18 protein-coding genes are annotated in these 19,390 nt (G+C 63.5%); 2 read left to right on the top strand and 16 right to left on the bottom strand.

Features of this window, described 5'->3' with window-relative positions; all coding sequences use genetic code 11:
• Positions 1 to 220: 220 nt before the first annotated feature.
• The 4 genes from ACSC1P_RS21555 to ACSC1P_RS21540 all read right to left on the bottom strand — a co-directional run bounded on the left by ACSC1P_RS21555 (position 221) and on the right by ACSC1P_RS21540 (position 3,733).
• Complete coding sequence (locus ACSC1P_RS21555; RefSeq protein WP_435362283.1) at positions 221 to 664, bottom strand: ester cyclase; 444 nt, start codon at positions 662 to 664, stop codon at positions 221 to 223.
• 143 nt (positions 665 to 807) lie between these two features.
• On the bottom strand, positions 808 to 1,950 hold the full coding sequence (locus ACSC1P_RS21550) for a DUF63 family protein (protein ID WP_435362282.1): 1,143 nt from the start codon (positions 1,948 to 1,950) through the stop codon (positions 808 to 810).
• Between the two features lie 39 nt (positions 1,951 to 1,989).
• A complete protein-coding gene (locus ACSC1P_RS21545; protein ID WP_435362281.1) occupies positions 1,990 to 2,907 on the bottom strand; it encodes a hypothetical protein in 918 nt (305 codons plus the stop codon).
• On the bottom strand, positions 2,882 to 3,733 hold the full coding sequence (locus ACSC1P_RS21540) for a hypothetical protein (protein ID WP_435362280.1): 852 nt from the start codon (positions 3,731 to 3,733) through the stop codon (positions 2,882 to 2,884). Before ACSC1P_RS21540 ends, ACSC1P_RS21545 begins: the two co-directional genes overlap by 26 nt.
• Before the next feature lie 237 nt (positions 3,734 to 3,970).
• Between ACSC1P_RS21540 and ACSC1P_RS21535 the strand changes: the two genes are divergently transcribed.
• On the top strand, positions 3,971 to 4,357 hold the full coding sequence (locus ACSC1P_RS21535; RefSeq protein ID WP_435362279.1) for a winged helix-turn-helix transcriptional regulator: 387 nt from the start codon (positions 3,971 to 3,973) through the stop codon (positions 4,355 to 4,357).
• 412 nt (positions 4,358 to 4,769) lie between these two features.
• Here ACSC1P_RS21535 and ACSC1P_RS21530 read toward each other — a convergent pair whose 3' ends face one another.
• The 10 genes from ACSC1P_RS21530 to ACSC1P_RS21485 form a co-directional block, all read right to left on the bottom strand.
• Positions 4,770 to 5,135 (bottom strand): winged helix-turn-helix transcriptional regulator, encoded by a 366-nt coding sequence (locus ACSC1P_RS21530; protein WP_435362278.1) that lies wholly within the window; start codon positions 5,133 to 5,135, stop codon positions 4,770 to 4,772.
• Positions 5,136 to 5,318: 183 nt separating this feature from the next.
• Positions 5,319 to 8,249, bottom strand: coding sequence for a PAS domain S-box protein (locus ACSC1P_RS21525; RefSeq protein ID WP_435362277.1), 2,931 nt, complete (start codon positions 8,247 to 8,249; stop codon positions 5,319 to 5,321).
• Between the two features lie 176 nt (positions 8,250 to 8,425).
• The gene (locus tag ACSC1P_RS21520) at positions 8,426 to 9,202 is read right to left on the bottom strand and encodes a hypothetical protein (RefSeq protein ID WP_435362276.1); all 777 of its coding nucleotides are present in this window, start codon (positions 9,200 to 9,202) and stop codon (positions 8,426 to 8,428) included.
• 123 nt (positions 9,203 to 9,325) lie between these two features.
• Positions 9,326 to 10,009, bottom strand: a complete 684-nt coding sequence (locus ACSC1P_RS21515; RefSeq protein ID WP_435362275.1) for a hypothetical protein — start codon at positions 10,007 to 10,009, stop codon at positions 9,326 to 9,328.
• Between the two features lie 168 nt (positions 10,010 to 10,177).
• The gene (locus ACSC1P_RS21510; protein WP_435362274.1) at positions 10,178 to 10,942 is read right to left on the bottom strand and encodes a hypothetical protein; all 765 of its coding nucleotides are present in this window, start codon (positions 10,940 to 10,942) and stop codon (positions 10,178 to 10,180) included.
• A gap of 198 nt (positions 10,943 to 11,140) precedes the next feature.
• Entirely contained in the window at positions 11,141 to 12,013 is an 873-nt protein-coding gene (locus tag ACSC1P_RS21505) for a hypothetical protein (protein ID WP_435362273.1), read from the bottom strand.
• A 193-nt stretch (positions 12,014 to 12,206) separates the two neighbouring features.
• On the bottom strand, positions 12,207 to 13,082 hold the full coding sequence (locus tag ACSC1P_RS21500; RefSeq protein ID WP_435362272.1) for a hypothetical protein: 876 nt from the start codon (positions 13,080 to 13,082) through the stop codon (positions 12,207 to 12,209).
• A 345-nt stretch (positions 13,083 to 13,427) separates the two neighbouring features.
• The gene (locus ACSC1P_RS21495; RefSeq protein ID WP_435362271.1) at positions 13,428 to 14,282 is read right to left on the bottom strand and encodes a hypothetical protein; all 855 of its coding nucleotides are present in this window, start codon (positions 14,280 to 14,282) and stop codon (positions 13,428 to 13,430) included.
• A 317-nt stretch (positions 14,283 to 14,599) separates the two neighbouring features.
• Positions 14,600 to 15,448 carry a hypothetical protein gene (locus ACSC1P_RS21490; RefSeq protein ID WP_435362270.1) on the bottom strand — a complete coding sequence of 283 codons (849 nt, stop codon included), beginning with the start codon at positions 15,446 to 15,448 and terminating at the stop codon, positions 14,600 to 14,602.
• Between the two features lie 150 nt (positions 15,449 to 15,598).
• Positions 15,599 to 15,829 (bottom strand): DUF7123 family protein, encoded by a 231-nt coding sequence (locus ACSC1P_RS21485; protein ID WP_435362303.1) that lies wholly within the window; start codon positions 15,827 to 15,829, stop codon positions 15,599 to 15,601.
• A 721-nt stretch (positions 15,830 to 16,550) separates the two neighbouring features.
• On the opposite strand from ACSC1P_RS21485, the gene ACSC1P_RS21480 reads away from it, so the two are divergent.
• Positions 16,551 to 17,459, top strand: coding sequence for a DUF63 family protein (locus ACSC1P_RS21480; RefSeq protein ID WP_435362269.1), 909 nt, complete (start codon positions 16,551 to 16,553; stop codon positions 17,457 to 17,459).
• 74 nt (positions 17,460 to 17,533) lie between these two features.
• Here ACSC1P_RS21480 and ACSC1P_RS21475 read toward each other — a convergent pair whose 3' ends face one another.
• Both ACSC1P_RS21475 and ACSC1P_RS21470 read right to left on the bottom strand, forming a co-directional pair.
• On the bottom strand, positions 17,534 to 17,962 hold the full coding sequence (locus ACSC1P_RS21475) for a hypothetical protein (protein ID WP_435362268.1): 429 nt from the start codon (positions 17,960 to 17,962) through the stop codon (positions 17,534 to 17,536).
• A 451-nt stretch (positions 17,963 to 18,413) separates the two neighbouring features.
• Complete coding sequence (locus ACSC1P_RS21470) at positions 18,414 to 19,373, bottom strand: transcription initiation factor IIB (RefSeq protein ID WP_435362267.1); 960 nt, start codon at positions 19,371 to 19,373, stop codon at positions 18,414 to 18,416.
• Between the last annotated feature and the right edge of the window lie 17 nt (positions 19,374 to 19,390).

The following is a 19,390-nucleotide window of genomic DNA, read 5'->3' as shown; positions in this document are numbered from 1 at the left end:
TCGTCACTCCGGCGTGACTCGGTCGTGAGACGTTTTTCGATTCGTGTGGCTGTCCTACTATTCGTGCGGCTGTTCCACTACTCGTATCGTTGTCTACTACGCGTGCGGCTGTTTCACTACTCGTGGTACTAATTCTGGCCTTCGTGTACACGCCCGGTGCCGTGGCTCGGTTCGACGACGCTAGTCCATAGTCCACGCCTGCACCACGATTGCTGTCCGATTACGCCGCGCTGGCTGGCATCCCCCCGACCTGAAAGAGGAGGTTGAGGGTATCGGCGCTGTCGTGTATCTCTGCGATCTTCCCGTCGACGACCGTGGCGAACGCCACGCCACGCATCTCGACCGAGCGATTCGATGCTGGGACGCCGAGCAAGTCTGCTTCGTGAGTCCCACGCATGGTGTAACGGGCGGCGACGACACCGCCGTCGGCGACGATGTCGTCGAGGCCGAATCGGATATCTGGGAAGGCGACCCGGAACTGTTCGACGGTCTCCCGGTAGGCGTCGACACCACGCGACGGTTGGGGTGGCCCGGGAAGGAAGGAGACGACGTCCTCGGCCAAGAGGTCGTCGAGGACAGTGAGGTCACCCAGTGTCCATACTTCCTCGTACAGTCTTCGCACCACGTGCTCGACCGCTGCCGTGGTGGCTTGTTGTTTCGTCATATTGTACATCGACTCACGATGCGACGCATCACGTTGCTACGCGCTATCACTGCGGAGTGAGCCTAGCTACACTAACGCTGCTCGACATCTTAGCTATTTTTTATGTCTATCTGGCAACTCGGTCGCTGTCCGCTCACTGTTCGCTAGCGGACCACGGCGAGTTCGACCAAGATTTGTACGCCGGAGACGACGCCGAGGGCGACGACACCGGTCAGGAGCAACAGCGCGACCGGCGTCGTCGACAGTTCCTCACTATCGAAGCTTCCGGCGACGACGAAGGCGATGACGGCGTGCAGCAGGACGAACGGCCACGCGGTCTGTGTGACGCTCGTCACCGCCGCAGGAAGCAGCCAGCCGGTCAGGGCGAGGACGCCGTGTTCGACCGCACCGGGTTCGTACGCGACCGTCCCGAAGCCGAGCTGCCTGGTCCAGTCGAGTGCGACCACGGTCGCGACCCCGCGGAGCAGGAACGCCCAGAACACCACGAGTCCCATCGCGCCGATGCCGAAGACGACCTGGGGCGAGACGCGTGCGAGCAGCGCCCAGAGGGCCACGGCCAGCAGTGTCGTGACGACCAGCACGACGACCGCCCCCTGGATTGGGTGTGGTGCCGATTCGACGCGGCTGGCGTGGGCACTCACCAGCCCCAACACGACGACGAGGACGGTGGCGGCGACGGCCAGCGAGAAGCGGTCGTAGCGGGCCAGCACGCCGCGGTCGACCAGCACTGCCCCGACTGTGACGGTCACCAGTGCCAGCGTGAACACGACGAAGTGCGTCACCGGTGGGACGAGGACCAGATTGAGCGGGTAGCGAAGCAGTCCACTCGGGCCATCGGGCAGTCTGTTGGTCGCCTCTGCGAGCGCCAGCAGCGCACCAGCGACCACCATGAACGGGACGAACGCGTAGACGAACTGCTGGCCGGCGCGGTCGTCGAGCCACGAGACGAGCAAGAACGTCCCGAGTAACAGGAACAAGAGGACGACCGCGAGGACGAGCGCGCCGAGGACGGATAGTTCACGGGTGGCGGCGAAGCCGCCGACTGGGGCGATACAGGGCTCGGCCGTGTAGCGGAAGCGACTGCCGTCGAGGAGGGCACACTGGACGTTCGCACCACGCGCGGTGATGGGACCGACGAGCGAGGGCCAGAGGACCCCCATCACGGTCGGCCTCGTCGCGGGGTGTCGGATAGTCACCGCGAGCGTGAGTGTTCCCACGAGGGCAGTAGTCACCCAGAGGAAAAACGGGTGAACGTCGACATCGAGGCGCTGGCGTAACTGGTGCATAGTGTCACCTAATATGTACTGAAAGCGGAGGAACGAGGGTCATCGCCGGCGGTCACCCGGACCGGCTTGCAGCGCCGCGGCGAGTGACTCGCCGAGGTTTCGCTGCCAGCGTTCGAGGTTGGTCAACCGGGCTGCCACGGTGGCCGCCTCGGCGTCCTCGGCCTCGACGACTGACGCGAGTCGGTCGACCTCGTCCGAGATGGTGAGGAGCGCGTCGCGGTTGCCGCGCTCGACACGCTCGACGCGGTCGGCCACGTCCGCCACCTGCGCGGCGAGTTGTGCATCCGCGACGGACGTGACGAGCTGTGTCTCCAGTGCGTCGACGAAGGCTTCGAGTGCGCCGACGCGCCGGTTCATCTCCGCCAACCGTTCGCTGGTCGCGCGGTCGAAGTGCGACGCGAGAATCGCCACCGCCTCCTCGTCGACGGTGCCCGCGGCCAGTTCGGCCGCGAGCGCGTTCGCGACGCTTGGCGGGGTCGCTGAGGTCGCCGCCGTGTTTGCGTCTGCGACCTCGACGGCTGCTTCGGACTCGGGGGCCGGTTCGTCGGCGTTCGCCGCCGTCTCGACAGCCTGCCAGTCGTCGGCATCGCTGTCGGTGGCAGCGGCCGCCGTGTCAGCAGTGGCCGCCGCGTCGTCGACTCCAGCTGCGGTCGGTCGGTCGTCGACCTCGTCGAACCGGATGTGTCGCTCGACCGGATGCGGCCGTTCCGGGTCGTCGAACGTAATCACGGGCGTGTCCGACTCGTCGTCGGCTTCCGGTCGGTCGGCCTCGGCTACTGGCTGTCGCTCAGTGTCCGCGACCGGCCGCCACTCGACCGTCGCCTGCTCGTCGCTTCCCGGGTCGGTGTCGTCACTCGTGCGTGCGGACACGTCCCCGACGATGCCCCGGTGCAGTCGCTCGATGAGACCGGGGCGGTCGGCCGGGTCCGGCTCAGACGAGTCGGGCCTCGAAGTCACCACCAGCCTCCCAGTCGAGGTGGATACCGAAGCCTCGGAATTCGAGGTCGCCCCGCAGGGCGTCGAATTCGAGCAGGAACTCGCCCTTGACCTCGAGGTCACGGCGGTCGTAGTCGAACTCTAAGTCGATGTAGTAGCCGCGGTACTCGATCTCCGAGTAGTCGTCCTCGAACTTCTCGGCACCGCCGGCCGTCTCGAACTCGACTTCGTTCCCGTCGATTTCGAGGTCGACGTAGTCGGTCGGAGTCTCGATGGTGAGTTCGACTTTCGCCCCGTTGGCCTTGGTCTCTAAGTCGAGGTAGATGAACCCGTTGTCGACCAGGAACTCGACGTCTTCGTCGTAGTGCTTGGTCTCGAAGTCCATCCCGAGCCAGGTGAAGTCGATGTTCCCGTCGTCGTCGCGCTCGAAGTCGAGTAGGTCACCCACCACGTACGGACCCTGGCCAGGGCTGCCACCATCGCCGGGACCGCCGATGTCCGGGTCACCGCCGTCGCCGGGGTCGACAGCACCGTCACCGGGGCCGCCGTCACCGGGGTCGACGGCACCGGAGCCACCGTCGCCGGGGCCGCCGGTGTTGCCACCACCGGTGTTACCGCCACCAGTGTTGCCACCGCCGTTGTTGCCGCCGCCGGTGTTGCCACCGCCGACGTCACCGGGGTTGTCACCACCCGGTGGAGTCACGTCGCCGGGGTTCGTCCCGGGGTCTACGGCTGCCGGCTTGTTACCCGATATGAGTAACCCGCCCGTCGCGAGCGCGAGTGCCCCGAGCGAAGCTCCGGCTAACTTCAAGTAGTCTCGCTTCGTCAGTTGCTCAAGTTCCTCCATACTCTACCATTCACAAGTAAGTCTGTGACGGCAATAAACAATCAACTATCTGCCACGTAAGGTGTGGTCGGGTTGGTGTGGTTCCTACGCCTGAGGGAGTGACTGACCCCGTCGTTCGCCACTTACGCTTCGACCACTGACCGACGAAACCCCCACCGAGCGGTACGAAACGTAGTGAGTCGCGCCACATGCGCACGGGTATCGGTTTTTAGCTCATCAGCACTAGTTCACTAGTGTATGGAGGAGACGACAGACAATCCGGAACTCTGGTATAAGAGTGATGACTGGTGTTCCATCACGGCGGCCAGCAACGTGCTGGGAAAGAAGTGGGTCCCGGCCATCGTCCACCGGCTGCTCTCGAACGACGAGCTCGGTTTCTCGGCGTTGCGCGAGGAGATATACGGCGTGTCGAGCAAGGTTCTCTCTGAGAACCTGAGCGAGATGGAACGACTCGGACTGGTCGAACGACGCATCGTCAGCGACCGACCCTTCCGAGTGCAGTACTCGTTGACAGAACGCGGGCGGGACCTCGAACCGGTCATCGACAGTATGGCCCAGTGGGGCGAGAAACACCTCGTCCCCGAAATGCTCACCGAAGACCAGCAGGCTGGCGTCGACTTCTGAACGGTCTCCTTCTCGGTCTCCGCTACAGTTCACGAGCGAGCGCTATCGCTCGCTGTTTTTCGCTGTTTTCCCTTTCCTTCGAGCGTCAGTGTCGTCGGCTGTCCGCATCGTCCGTCGTCCATCGACTGTGGCTGACCGAGCGTCGGGCCATCGTCGGGCCATCGTCGCCGGTACGACGCTGGACCTGTCGCCGCCAGTACGATGCTGGAGCAGTCGCCGTCGTCGCGACACTGTGGAATCGTCGTTGTCGCGATGCTGGACCCGTCGTCGATACGATCGACACTGGAACCGTCGCCGAACGCGACCGCTAGTGCGATAGCTCGTCGGTCACGAATATCGCCGAAAAAGTGCAGTGAATGTGTCCACGTCGTGTCCCCCCATCCCCCCAGGATAGGCCACGAACTGAACGTGGTTAAACGGAACTCTGGCGGGCGGCCTCGATGACCGGCGTGAGTGCTTGCCCACGCTCCGTCAGCGAGTACTCCACGCGGAACGGCTTCTCGCAGACGACCGCACGCGAGATGAGTTCTTTCTCTTCTAGGTCCGAGAGGCTCTCGGACAGGACTTTGCTCGAGATGCCCCCGATCTGTCGCTGCAGCGCACTGAACCCCTGCGGACCCCCTTCCAACAGTTCGTCCAGAATCACGAGGTGCCACTTACGTCCGAGCAGCGTCGCCACCGCGGTCAACGGGTTCGCTGTCTCGAACGACTCACGGACCGCTGCTTCAGCCGCTGCGCGCTCCCGAACCGAATTGTAATCGCCAAATGACCTGTTCATGCCTATCTCTCCCTTCTATCTATAGCCCCAAGGGGGATTAGCGCAGACCCTCCACTCGTCGGCATATTTCGCAGGTCAGAATAGAACTGCCTGGTGCCTCCGTGGCTGATACCGAGAGGAGTCGGTAGCCAAAAATTGACACGTCGTACTGAGGGGTAATCGAGGACGGAGAAACCGAGACAATCAGGGTTTTTCGAACAACGAGACCAGTAGTTTCTGCAGGCCGATACGAACGTGCTGGTGGAACGTCGATGACGCGATATCGAGTCGGTCAGCCACTTCCTCGGCGGTGCTCCGCCGCGGCCAGTCGAAGTACCCCTCGACGTAGGCAGTCTGGAGACTCGCCTGTTGCCGGTCGGTGAGTGACGACAGCAGCAGGTGGCGACACTCGTTGACCGTTTTGACGGGTTGGCTGCGCTCGTGGATGGCGACGACCTCGGTCTCGGGGAAGCGGTCGACCAGCAAGTCGACCACGTCACGGATGTCTTCGTGCGTCGGGGCCTCGGCGACGATGCGCGTCGTCCCGTCGGAGACGTGCTGTTCGCGGACTCGGATGCCGTAGCTCACGAGTGCGTGGACGAGTGAACCGCCCGAGAAGTCGAACGCGAGCAGCGATTCGCCGTTGCGCTCGCTGATGACTTCGACGCGCTCGACGCCGGGGTCTTCGCTCACTCGCTCGATGACGGCCGCCGCCGGCGCGTCTTCGAGCAGGTAGTAGTAGCGCGTCCCGTCGTCGCCGTCCGCGACGATGCCCGCGAGGGACAACGTGCAGTCGAGGTCGGCCGTGACGGCGACGAGTGCCGCGTGCTGGTCGTAGCTCTCGAACTCGACTTCGACGAGCGAGTCGCTGAACAGCAACTCGCGGTCGGTCGTCGCCCGGATAGCGTAGCCGACCAGTTCCCCGAGCATCGCGAACAGTTCGGTCTCGAACTCGCCGAAGGCGTCGGGGTGGCTGGCGATGACGACCAGTCCGCCGTAGTTCCGTCCTTCGTAGGTCAGCGGGACGGCGATGGCCTCTTCGAAGCCGCGTTCGAACGCGGCCCGCCGGACCGGTTCGTGCAACCGAACGTCGCCCTCGATGCCGCGGACGACCTGTACCTCGCTGGATTCGATAGCGACGTCGAGTGCGCGCTGTTCGGCGTCGGTGGGCTGTATCTGTGCGATTTCGTCGAGCAGTCCTTCGTCGACGCCTGCGGCGGCACGGGGGACGATGCGGCCGCGGCCGGGACTGTACTGACCGATCCACGCGAAGTGGTACAGTTCCGAGTTGGCCAGTTGCTCACAGACGGTCCGCTCGATGTCTGCTCGGTTGGTCGCGCGCAGGGTCGCGTCCGCGATGTCGCTCACGAGTTCGCTGACCCCGAGCAACATCGACTGTTTATCGCGCTGGGTCAGGAGTTCGTCGCGCTGGGCGGCGAGACTGGTCTGCATCTCGCGCAGCGTTCGCTCGCGGGTCGCCTGCCGCAGGGCGACGGTGACGTTCGCGGCCAACAGTTCCGCGAGGTCGATTTGCGCCCGTTCGAACCCGCTGGGGGCGGTGGTACCGATACTGACGACGCCGTGGTCGCCGAGCGGGACGTAGATACTCTCGGAGAGTGGGTAGCGACCGTACTGGTCACCCTCGTCGACGACGGTGATGACGGTCTCGTCGGTCTGGAACGCGCGGCCGGCCGGCGTCGTTGCAACGTCGTACACCGGGCGCGGCCCGAGTGCATCGGCGACGGTGTCGGGCGCTTCGGCCAGCACCAGCGTCTCCGAGTCGGCGTCGTAGCGTCGAATCGCGTGGAGGGGGAGGCCGATGATTTCCGTGATTGCCCGGCTACCGAGTGCGAGAACCGCCGCTTCCGACTCGGCTTCCATCAGTTCCCGGGTCACTTCGTTCAGGTCGCGGAATCGCTGCAGTTGGTCTTTCCGGTCGCTGATGTCTCTGACCACACAGACGAGGCTGCCGTCGTCGAGCTCACTCAGGGAGAGTTCCTGTGGGAACGTCGCGCCGTCGGTCCGTTGCCCGGTTGCCTCGCCGCGCCAGCCACCGTCGCGTTCGACGACTGGGACGACCTGCCAGGCGAGTCGCCGCCACTCCTCCTCGGTGTAGTGGGCCTGCCAGTTCGACCCGACCACGTCGTCGAGTCCCGACCCGTGCAGCGACGCGAACGCCCGATTCGCGTATGTCACGGTGTAGTTGGCGTCCAGCAAGGCCATTCCGTCGAGTGCTGCGTCCATCGCTCGGAGGTGTCGCTGGCTCTCGCGAGCGTAGTGTTCTCGCTCCGAGATGTCTTTGACGAACGTGAGAACGACTGGCTGGTCGTCGACGGTGACGACCGACCCGGCCAGTTCCGCTCTGAACCGCCGGCCGTCGTTGGTGACACAGTCGAGTTCGTCGGTCCACGACGACTCGGCCTCGCGAGTACGCTCGAAGAACGTGGGCTCGCCGGTCGCGACGACGAGGTCGTCCGGTGACCGGCCGACCAGCGCCGCACAATCGTATCCGAACAGTTCACACGCGCGAGGGTTCACGTCACGGATGGTGTCCCTGCCGGTGTCGACGAGCAACACCGCGTCGGGGCTCCGGGTGAACACGTCTCGGTACCACGTCGGTTGCTCGCTGTCGTCGTTGGTGTCTGTCGATGGAGTCGACGCTTCGGCCTCGGCCGTCGTCGCTGTTCTACCGTCGCCGGTCGGCATCTTGTCGTCGCCGGTCGGCATCTTGTCGTCGCCGGTCGGTGCGTGGACGACGACGGTGTACTCTACTTCGCTCTCGTCGTCGAGTCGACTCGCGGAGACCGAAAGCGGGAGTACGTGCCCGTCGTGATGTCGGTGCGGGACCGCCACGGTCACGTCGACGGCGGCGATGTGTGCGAGTCGACTGAGTGCCGACTCGACGGTCTCCTCCGAAAACAGGGCCGACACCGGTCTGCCCACGAGTGCGTCGGATTCGTACCCGAGCGCGCTCGTGACGACCGGTGTGGTAGTCACTATCGTTCCTGTACCGTCTACTTCGATTAGCCCGATGCCTGACTCAGCGAGTGCTCGGTCGACCGTCGAGTACTCGGCCGTGTCGTGAGGCGATGCGAGCCGCTCCCCCCGGTGGGCTCTGTTGAATTCCTCTTCCAACCCCCCTCACCTACCCGTAGAATAGTCTCTGTATCTATTTAAGTATAGCACGGTGAGGTATCAAAAAACATGCACTTTACGCTGCCTGTAATGCGTCGAGATGCCGGCCCACGGGGGTCGTGCAGGCCGACCCGATGTCAGAGGGAGTACCGCTGCCCCGGCACTGTGTGCCCGGCTCAGGCTCGGCGAGCTTCGAACTCGCCTCTCCCATAGTTGAAGCCGGACTCCCAGTCGAGTTGGACACTGAGCCCGCGATACTCCAGTTCGTGGTGCTCGTACGAGTTACAGTTCCACTCGAGTTTCGCGCCGTCGATGACCAGTTCGAGGTCCTTACTGACCGGGTCCCACTCGAGGTCGATGAACCCACCGCGATACTCGATTTCGTTGTTGTCGTCTTCGAACTTGCCGACGGGCCCGGCCGCCTCGAACTCCACTTCCCAGTTCTCGTCGACTTCGAGGTCGACGTAGTCGGGACCGACGACCGCGGTCAGTTCGAGACTGGTCCCACCGTACTTCGTCTCGAAGTCGATGAAGATGCCCACGTCGTCGACGACGAATTCGACGTCGATGTCGCCGCCGTTCGTCTCGAACGTCATGCCGTCCCAGTCGAAGTCGACGTTGCCGTAGTCGTCGCGCTCGTAGTCGAGCGGCCCGACGTAGCCCGCGGCACAGCAATCCCCGTAGGGTTCGGTCCCCTGTGGGTTGGTCGCCGCCGCGTCACCACTGGGTCCTGCGGACGCTGCGGCGGGTGGGGCCGTCTTGTCGCCCGCCGGGCTGGCGGCCGGAGTCGACCCACTGCCACCGGGCTTGGCCGCCGGCGAGACTTCACTCGTCGCTGCCACGTTCGATGTGAGTGCGGTGTCGGCGGCGAGCTTGCCACCCACGCCGAGTGAGACCGCCGCGAGGGACGCGCCGGCCAACCGCAGATACTGCCGTTTTGAACTGGTAACCATTCACTGCCTCCACTCTGTACCTAGCCGGAATCACGGATAAAGCAGGAAATATCCGCCCCCACATCACGTGAGTACTACGAGATACCGTTTCGCTCACGTGGTTTCGTTACGCGTTCTCCCTGGTCAGATGAGACGAGCGTCGAACCCTTTCACGGGGTCACCGCCGGTTTCCCAGTCGAGGACGACTTCGAGGCCCCAGTAGTCGAACTGGTCGCCGTCCCACTCCAGATTGACGAGTCCCTTCACTTCGAGCATGTGGTCGTCGCGGTGCCACTCCAGGTCGACGAGTGCGCCCTCGTACTCTAGCTCGTCCGGGTCGTGTTCGACCCTGAGACCGTCGCGGACCACGTAGAGTTCGACGTTGCGGCCGTTCACGTCGAGCGTCACCTCGGTGTCGGCTTCGACCAGCGTGAACTCCAGATTCGACCCGTCCTCGGTCGACTCGAAGTCGACGTAGACGCCGCCGTCGGTGGCGGTAAACTCCACGTCTCGGTCACCCTCGTGGGTCTGAAAGCGCATGCCGCGCCAGTAGAAGTCGATGTCGCCGTTCGGTTTGCGCTCGTAGTCGATGTACCCGTCTGGACCGACCCGCCCGAGATATGGGTCGACCGGTGTCTGCGGCTCGACTGCCGCTTGCTGGTCGACCGGTCGCTGCTCGGGGGCCGCTGCAGGGGAGGATTTGGTAGGTCGCTCGGCGTCGTTCTGGCTGGCTCGGTCGACTGCCAGTTTGCCACCCACGCCGAGGGTGACGGCCGCGAGCGCCGCGCCCGCGTAGCCGAGGAACTGTCGCTTCGATTGGTCTGCCATGGTGCTACCTCATCGTGAGAGAGGCGTGGAACGCGCATAAAGCATCAAATAACTGTGGGGTTGTGCGGTAACCGGACAGAGACGAGTGCCCGGGAACACTGTCCGTGGAAACAGTGTACTCGATCGCTCTCGTCCACGAAAACAGGTGGTTGCGAGTTCCGAATTTCCTCAGCGCAATCGGGCTTCGAACTCGCCGACTTTCCAGTCGTGGTGGCCGGGCGTCCCCTCGCTGGCTTCCCAGTCCAGTCGTACGTCCAGGCCGCGGTACTCGAACTCGTCGCCGTCCCAGTCGAGGTTCACGACACCGCGAATCTTCAGTTGGTGGCGGTACGGGTCCCACTCCAGTTGGATGAGTGCACTGTCGAAGTCGATTTCGTCGTCGGCGTCGCGCTCGAAGCTGTGGCCCGACCCGACGGCGTCGAACTCGACGTTGTCGTAGCCGTCGACCTCCAACTCGATGGCGTCGCCGTCGACGACCATCACCAAATCGAGGTCGTGGCCGTCCTGACTCGTCTCGAAGTCGATGTAGATGCCCGGCTCCTCGGCGTAGAACTCGATGTCTTTGTCACCCTCGTCGGTCTCGAACTCGATGAGTCCCCACATGAAGTCGATGTTGCCGTCGTCGGCGTCGCGCTCGAACTCCAGTGGGGTCCCGTAGACGTTGTGTCCCAGATTCTCGGCCTCGTCGCCACCCGCATCGACGGCCGGTGCCGGGTCGTCAGGGGTGACACCGTCGGGCGCGGGGCTGTCGGGCGTGTGCCCATCGCTCACGAGTCCGCCGTCCAGTTCCGTCTCGACTGGTGGGGTGTCGACCGACGCGGACCCGGGTGTCGTCGTCTGTTCGATGGCCAACTTCCCCCCGACGCCGAAGACGAGCGTCGCCAGTCCGATACCGGCGTACTTCAGGTACTCTCGCTTCGAATTGGAAACCATCTGCCTCTACAGATATCTGAGGAGTCCGACGTGGATAAAGTGTCAAATTACGCAGTGGTAGGACCGTTACCGCGCCGAGACGTCGTCTCCGTGCGTTGGTCGAGAGAAGAATTCAGTCGCCGGTTCGTCGTCTCTGCCGCCGAAGCGAACTCGGTGGACGACGTGTCGTCGTCCGGTGTCAGAGGCAGCGATGTTCGCTCAGAGGTGTCGTGCTTCGAACTCGTCGTCCACGCCGCGGGTCACGTAGTCCCACTCGAGGTAGACGGTCTCACCGACGTACTCGAGGTCGAGCGAGCCGACGTCGAGGTCGATGCCGATGCGGCCGTCGTCGTAGTCGAGGTCCATGTCTCCGTTGGTCTCCAGTTCGAGGTCGAACTTGATCGCACCCTTGATTTCGAGACTGCGGGCGTCGTCGTCGAATTCGAAGTCGATGAAGTATCCACGGTACTGGATGTCCTTGCCCTGGCCGTCGTCCTCGAACTTGTCGCCAGCACCAGATGCTTCGAACTCCACGTCACCGTTGCCGTTGTACTCGAAGTCGATCCACTCGTCGCCGATGGCGACGGTCAGCTCGTAGCGAGTGTCCTTGGCCTTGCCACCGCGGTAGTGGTAGCCCCGGTCCATGGTCGCTTCGAGGTCGAAGAACAGCGCACCACAGTCACAGTCGAGGTCCTCGATGAGGATTTCGAGGCTGTCGACGGCGTCGTCGGTGCCCTTGCCGTATCGGTGGTTGTAGCTGCCGGAGAGGTCGACTTCGATGTCGACACCGAGGTCGTCGATTTCGATGCTGCCGTCTTCTTCAGACTCGAACGAGAGGAAGCCCCAGTCGAATTCGACGCTGCCGTCCTCTTTGCGCTCGTAGTCGAGGACGTCACCGGCTTGGACGCCACGGTAGTACGGCTCGGGAGCCGCTTCGGAGCCGGGGTTGGCTGCCGGTGCCACTTCGGTGGTCCCGGCTACGTTCGATGAGAGTGCGCCATCGGCGGCGAGCTTGCCACCCACGCCGAGGGAGAGGGCGGCCATGCCCGCTCCGGCGTACTTCAGGTACTGTCGCTTGGAAAGGTCTGCCATTTCAGTGCCTCAACTCTACGAAGGCTACGTTCGGATATGAAGTATCAAATTACTGTTTGGTTTGGTCGTTACCACGTCGAACTGGCACAGGTTCGAACGCCTCGACCAGCCGAGCAGCGGCTGTGCTTGCTGTAACGTCACAGAAAAACCGAAGGGTCGTCGTCCGTGCCGGGTGGCACGGCGGGCAATCGTCTCAGAGGTGGCGTGCTTCGAACTCGTCGTCGACGCCGCGGGTCACGTAGTCCCACTCGAGGTAGACGGTCTCACCGACGTATTCGAGGTCGAGCGAGCCGACGTCGAGGTCGACGGCGATACGACCGTCGTCGTAGTCGAGGTCGAGGTTGCCGAAGTTGTCGAGCTCGAGGTCGAGCTTGATAGCGCCCTTGATCTCGAGTTCCTGCGCCTCGGAGTCGTACTCGAAGTCGATGAAGTAGCCGCGGTACTCGATGTCGGTACCCGGGCCATCGTCTTCGAACTTGTCGCCGTGGCCGGACGCCTCGAACTCGACGTCACCACCCTTGTACTCGAAGTCGATCCACTCGTCGGCGATAGCGATGGTCAGCTCGAAGTCGACGTCGCTCTTCTTGGCGTTGCCGTAGTGGTGGTGGTAGCCGTTCCGCATCATCGCTTCGAGGTCGAAGAACAGCGCACCACAGTCACAGTCGAGGTCCTCGATGGTCATCTCGAGGCTATCGACGTCGTCGTCGGAGCCCTTGCCGTGGCGGCGGTGGTAGCTGCCTGCGAGGTCGACTTCGATGTCGACGCCGAGGTCGGAGATTTCGATGCTGCCGTCTTCCTCAGACTCGAAGTCGAGGAAGTCCCAGGTGAACTCGACGCTGCCGTCTTCCTTGCGCTCGTAGTCGAGCACGTCACCAGCTTGGACGCCACGGTAGTACGGCTCGGGAGCTGCCTCGGAGCCGGGGTTGGCTGCCGGGGCGACCTCAGAGGTCTCAGCGACGTTCGAGACGAGCGAACCGTCGGCCGCCAGCTTCCCACCCACACCGAGTGAGAGGGCAGCCATGCCCGCTCCTGCGTACTTCAGATACTGCCGTTTGGAAAGGTCTGCCATTTCAGTGCCTCACTCCTACAGAAGCCAGCACCAGCAATTAAGTATCAAATTTCGAACTGGTTGCTACGTTACCGCCGACACGGTGACTATCCGTACAGACAGGACGTACCCGGAAACTGACGTAGGGAGGCGGTCTCTGCAGTCGTCTGTACGTGAATCTTCGTCTCCCGTCACCACTGTCCTCGGTGTGCCGACAGTCGCGTCACGTCGGTCTCGTCACGTCACACCGGTCTCGGCGTGTCGGTCACATCACGTCGTCGACCGTCGCCGTCGCTCTCGGTTGCAGTGGCTGAAAAATCGAACCGTTTGTCTCGAACGACAGTACCGTGAGGTACGTGTCGCCGCCTAGAGGTGGCGGGCTTCGAACTCGTCGTCGACGCCGCGGGTTACGTACTCCCACTCGAGGTAGACGGTCTCACCGATGTACTCGAGGTCGAGTGAGCCGACGTCGAGGTCGACACCGATGCGACCGTCGTCGTAGTCGAGGTCGAGGTTGCCGTTGGCGTCGAACTCGAGGTCGAGCTTGATGGCACCCTTGATTTCGAGACTCTGGCCGTTGTCATCGAACTCGAAGTCGATGAAGTAGCCGCGGTACTCGATGTCGGTACCCTGGCCGTCGTCTTCGAACTTGTCGCCAGCGCCGGAGGCTTCGAACTCCACGTCGCCGTTGCCGTTGTACTCGAAGTCGATCCACTCGTCGCCGATGGCGACGGTCAGCTCGTAGCGAGTCTGGGTCTTGCCACCGCGGTGGTGGTAGCCGTGTTCCATCTCTGCTTCGAGGTCGAAGAACAGGTCACCGTCCTCGATGAGCATCTCTAGCTTGTCGACGTCGTCGTCGCTGCCACCGTAGTAGCGGCTGTTGTAGCTGCCTGCGAGGTCGACTTCGATGTCGACACCGAGGTCGGAGATTTCGATGCTACCGTCTTCCTCAGACTCGAAGTCGAGGAAGCCCCAGGTGAACTCGACGCTGCCGTCTTCCTTGCGCTCGTAGTCGAGGACGTCACCGGCCTGGACGCCGCGGTAGTACGGCTCGGGAGCCGCCTCGGAGCCGGGCTTGGCTGCCGGCGCCACTTCGGTCGTCTCAGCGACGTTCGAGACGAGCGAGCCGTCGGCGGCCAGCTTCCCGCCCACACCGAGCGAGAGCGCGGCCATCGACGCGCCTGCATACTTCAGATACTGCCGTTTGGAAAGGTCTGCCATTTCAGTGCCTCACTCCTACAGAAGTTCGCTTCGAAGATTAAGTGTCAAATTACGTGCCAGTCGGTACGTTACTCGCACCACGTTCCCTTTCCGTCTCGGTCGGTCGTGATGGAACACGGCTACCACCACCGCGGTTGGTACTCTCGCGTGTGTGGCCAGCGTTCGCCGTCGGCTTCCGCTCTTCACGCCGAGGGGAAAGACGACAGTGTCACCGACACAGAACCGGCTCTGTGTCGGAGTGCAACTGCGTCAGAAAAACCGAACCGGCCCGTGTCGGACGACAGTACCGGGGGGTACGTGTCTGCTGTTTGTTCGCCTCAGAGGTGGCGGGCTTCGAACTCGTCGTCGACACCGCGCTGGATGTACTCCCACTCGAAGGCCACGCTCTCGCCGATGTATTCGAGGTCGAGCGAGCCAGTGTCGAGGTCGACGCCGATGCGGCCGTCGTCGTAGTCGAGGTCCACGTCGTTGAACTCGTTGATGTCCAGGTCGAGTTTGATTGCGCCCTTTATCTCCAGACTGTGCGAGGCCTCCTCGTACTCGAAGTCGATGAAGTAACCACGGTACTCGATGTCGGTCCCCGGGCCGTCGTCTTCGAACTGGTCGCCGTGGCCAGACGCTTCGAACTCCACGTCGGCGGGCTCGTAGCCGTTGCCCTTGTACTCGAAGTCGATCCACTCGTCGCCGATGGCGATGCTCAGTTCGAATTCGGTGTAGGCGCTCCCGCGTCCGCCCGCACGAGCGTGGCCACCACCGCCGGCGTGCTTCGCTTCGAGGTCGAAGAACAGTTCGGCGTCCTCGACGAGCATGTCCAGGCTCTCGAAGTTGCCGTAGCCGTCCTGCGTCATCTCGATGTCGACGCCGAGGTCGGAGATTTCGAACCCACCGAACTCGTCGGACTCGAACGAGAGCAGGTCCCAGTCGAACTCGATGCTACCGAATTCGTCCCGCTCGTAGTCGAGGACGTCGCCGCTCGCAGCGCCGCGGACGATGGGTTCGGGGGCGGCTTCAGACCCGGGCTTGGCAGCCGGGGAGATTTCGGTGGTCTGGGCGACGTTCGAGACGAGTGTCCCGTCGGCGGCGAGTTTCCCACCGACACCGAGCGAGAGTGCTGCCATCGACGCGCCTGCGTACTTCAGATACTGCCGTTTGGAAAGGTCTGCCATCTTGCTGCCTCACTCAAAGGAAAGTCAGTTTCCGATATGAAGGACAAAATTACAGACACGAAATATTGTGAGGGCGAGGTAGTCACCTCCCGGTAGCGGGCGCTCTAGTCCTCGAAAACGGTCGGCGGCGTCGGCGACAGGCCGGTGGCGTCAGTTGCGCCGACCCGCGGGCGTCACCTTCCACGTCGTCCCCGACGAGTAGCCCCACTTCTCGATGTGGAGGCCCACGTCGCGGTCGTTCTGGAGTATCTGTGCGAGGTTCGCACCGACCTCCTTGGCGGAGAGGCCGACTGCCTCTCCGATGAGCCGCGACTTGAAGTACGTCTGACTACCTGCGTGTGCCCGCAAGTAGCCGACGATGCGTCGTTGTTTCTCGGTCATCCCCGCGTCTGCGTGTCCGACGTTTACGTGAATCGTCGTTTCGGTCACTGTTTCTCCCCCAGAACGACACGTCGTGTCTGTGTCGCGCTTCGATGACGAGAGTACGTCTCACGAGAGCATAAGTATCTTCTAACCGACCTGTTACTGACTTACGCGGCTCGAACGACGTGCAGCGACGATAGCCCGTCGACAGCGACACTCCATCGCCGATAGCGGCGTGTGCTGCGTCGACGCGAAAAATCCGAACTGACGAACCGAACTGAACAAAGGGTGCGTCTGTCGGTCCAGTGACCGACCACCCGGATGGCCAACCGGGTACGAGACGCACCCGGCACCATGACGACAGGCGAATCAGCGACTGGGGTTGCGAGACGGCACTGCGACCGTACACGCTCCCCGTCGTCTAGTTTGTCCGCTCCAGATTTATACCAGCACGAACCCGTCAGTTCACGCCTTACACCAGTGTTAGCTGCTCTCATAGACAGTTCACTGTCGTGAGGTCATCCCCGGGCCAGTCCCCCATAGCACCGCGACTCGGGCCGTGGTGACCGTCCCGCGACGACCGTCGACCGCACTCTCGGTGACTGGATGGTGAGAACCGGCCAGCGGCTACCCTGTCGTAAGGCGAATATGATATACTCCGGTCGCATACAGGATACCAGTACGACGCACACGAGTGCGACCGGTCGCTGGGCTCTACAGCCGACCGAGGAATCTCACAATGCTATCGAATAGACTCTGGGAGGGGGTGGCGTCACTGTCGACCGGAGCGGCCGGGACACCGTTACTCGACATCAACATGGCCACCAGCGCGATTGCGCTGTTCGTCAACGCGTTCAACGTCGTCGGAACGGCACCGTTCCACACGCTCACGCTAGTACTCGCCGTGGCTCGGGTGTTCGTCCTCATGCGGGCGAAAGAACTCCGCGTGACCGAAGACCTCGTGCTGGCGTTCTTCCCGTGGGTCGCCGTCGCGGCGGCGCTGCTCGTCTTCGGTGAGGTCGTCGTCCTCCCCGAGGTCGTCCTGCCGTTCCTCGACTCGCCGCTCGCGTATCTGACCGCGTTCGTCATCGGGGCAGAGCTCTGGTTGTTCGTCTCGACATCGGAGAAGTCCTCACGCGAAGTCGCAGAAGCAGTCGCTATCGGCGGCGTCCTCTGTCTCGCGCCCATCACCGGCGCGACGCTCGCCCTGAGCGGCCGGGAGGTCCACCCGCTCTGGTCACTCGTGGCGGTCCTCGTCGCCGTCTCGTTCTCCATCCTGCTCTGGGCGTACATCGACGAGTATCACCCCGGCGTCACCGGGTCGTCGGGGCTGCTCGGCCTCGCCGTGGTGTTCGGCCACCTGCTCGACGCGAGCACGACCGTCATCGGCATCGACATCTTCGGGCTGGCCGAGCAGACGCCGCTCTCGCGCGAGATCATGGAGTTCGCGGCGACCCTCCCGACCGCGCCCGTACTCGGGCAGGCGTGGCTGTTCCTCGTCGTGAAGGTCGTCATCGCGATGGCCATCGTCTACGTCTTCAGTCACAGTATCACGGACGCGCGCCACCGCGCCATCGTCCTCGGTATTGCGGCGACTGCAGGCCTCGGCCCGGCGCTGCACAACCTCTTCCTGTACGCGATTCTCTGAGTCGCACATCGGCGTTACTGCTGGCACTTTCTCGGCTATGCACCCCCCTCGTTCAGAGTGATAGCGAGAACGGATTACCATCGGTCAGTCGCCGGCGTTTCGGTCGTCGGCTTCGCGCCGTCGCGTTTCTGGCTTCGCCCATGACGGCCTCGTCCGCCGGCTCTCGGTCCGTTTCGAAGGTGCAGCGCGTACACCGCTAGCCCGGCGCTCGCCGCCAGCCAGCCGCCGCCGAGGACGGTCACGAGGGCGTGGAGCGGCCGCACGACGAGGCTGGTTCCAGTCCCGTGTGAGACGAACAGCACCGCGTACACGTCGACGAGCGGCTGGACGAGCAGTATCGGTAGCAGTGCGAAGGGTGCGCCGACCGCGACGGCCCAACCGACCGGATGCGGAATCGCACGCTCGTGGGCGTGTCGCGCGACCAGCCAGCAGACGAGTGCACTGACGGGTATCGAGAAGAGGGTGACCAGCACGTCGAGACCGGCGGGGACGGGATGGGGCATCTGGTGTCGTTGTTCGTCGTGCTGGGCTGTCAATCTTGTTCGCTAGCAGTTGTGGTCGTCGTTTCGAACGTGGGTTGTGTGAGGCTGTTTCTTCGTGCTCCTTCGTCGTCGCCGGTGTTGGTTCCGGGAAGCAGGCCACGACTGCCGGCGGAACATGACCGCACCGCCGCTTCCCCCGCGCCTCGCCACAACCACCCCAACCGATTCGCGTCACTCACTCTGCTCACGGGTCGGTTCACTCCCCGTTCGCTTCGGAGGCGACTGCATCGCCTCTCGCTCGGCACGCTCACGAGCGCGCGCCAGACCGGCTGTGGAGGAATCGTCGCCACCGACGAGTTGGCAGTCGTCGAAACGCAGAAACTGTCCAGTCGGGCGAAAATCCGGCGACGGAAAACGAGTCTGAGGGGGACAGGCCGAGAGGGGATACGTGCAGCGTAAGTTCTGCGTGTCTTCAGGCGGTGAAGCCGGCGTACTCCGGCGTCGCCTCCAAGAGTTCTTTGTAGCGGGTCCGAATCGTCACCGTGCTCATGTTGGCGACTTCCGAGATGTCTCGCTGGGTGATGTCTTCGTCGGTGACGACGGAGGCTGCGTAGACGGCCGCCGCGGCGAGCGTGACGGGGCTCTTGCCGCTGTCGAGGCCCTTCGACTGGGCGTTTTCGAGCAGCAGGTGGGCGATTCGCTCGCCCTCGCTGGAGAGGCTCAGTTCCGAGGCGTACCGGCGTACGTAGTCGTGTGGGTCGGCCAGTTGGACGACGAGGTTGAGTTCGCGCACAAGCGTGCGGTACGCCCGGCGGAAGTCGCGGTCGGCGATGCGACTCACCATGACGATTTCGTCGATGGTTCGCGGGATTCCGACCTGTCGGGCCGCGATGTACAGCGACGCGGTCGCCATCGACTCGATGGAGCGCCCGGGGAGGAGGTCCTCTTCGAGCGCGCGCCGATAGATGACCGAGGCGGTCTCGCGCACGTCACTCGGCAGACCGAGGGCGCTGGCCATCCGGTCGATTTCGCCGAGGGCCTGGCGGAGGTTGCGCTTTCGGGAGTTCTCCATAGTGAAGCGCTGGTTCCACACGCGGAGGCGCTCCATCTGTCGGCGTTGGTTGTGGCTCAGGGGTGTCCCACTGCTGTCGGCGTTCTTCCAGTCGATGGTCGTCGACAGGCCTTTGTCGTGCCAGAGGACGGAGACTGGCGCGCCCACCCGGGAACGCTGGTCTGATTCGTCGGCGGAGAACGCCTGCCACTCCGGTCCGTGGTCGATTTCTTTCTCGGCGACGACGAGCCCACAGTCGCGACAGATGGTCTCACCGTGTGCTTCGTCGTCCAGAAGGTCCCCCGAACACTCCGGACACTGGAGTGGTGCGTTCTCTCGGCCGGACGGAACGTCGTATTCGCTGCTGTCCTTTGCTGTCATAGCTAGATAGTCCTTGG

Origin of the sequence: Haloarchaeobius caseinilyticus (assembly GCF_051207395.1) — an archaeon.
In the GTDB taxonomy this organism is placed as follows: Archaea; Halobacteriota; Halobacteria; order Halobacteriales; family Natrialbaceae; genus Haloarchaeobius.
The sequence above is the reverse complement of the archived record's forward strand: the minus strand, read 5'-3'. Positions and strand labels throughout refer to the sequence as shown.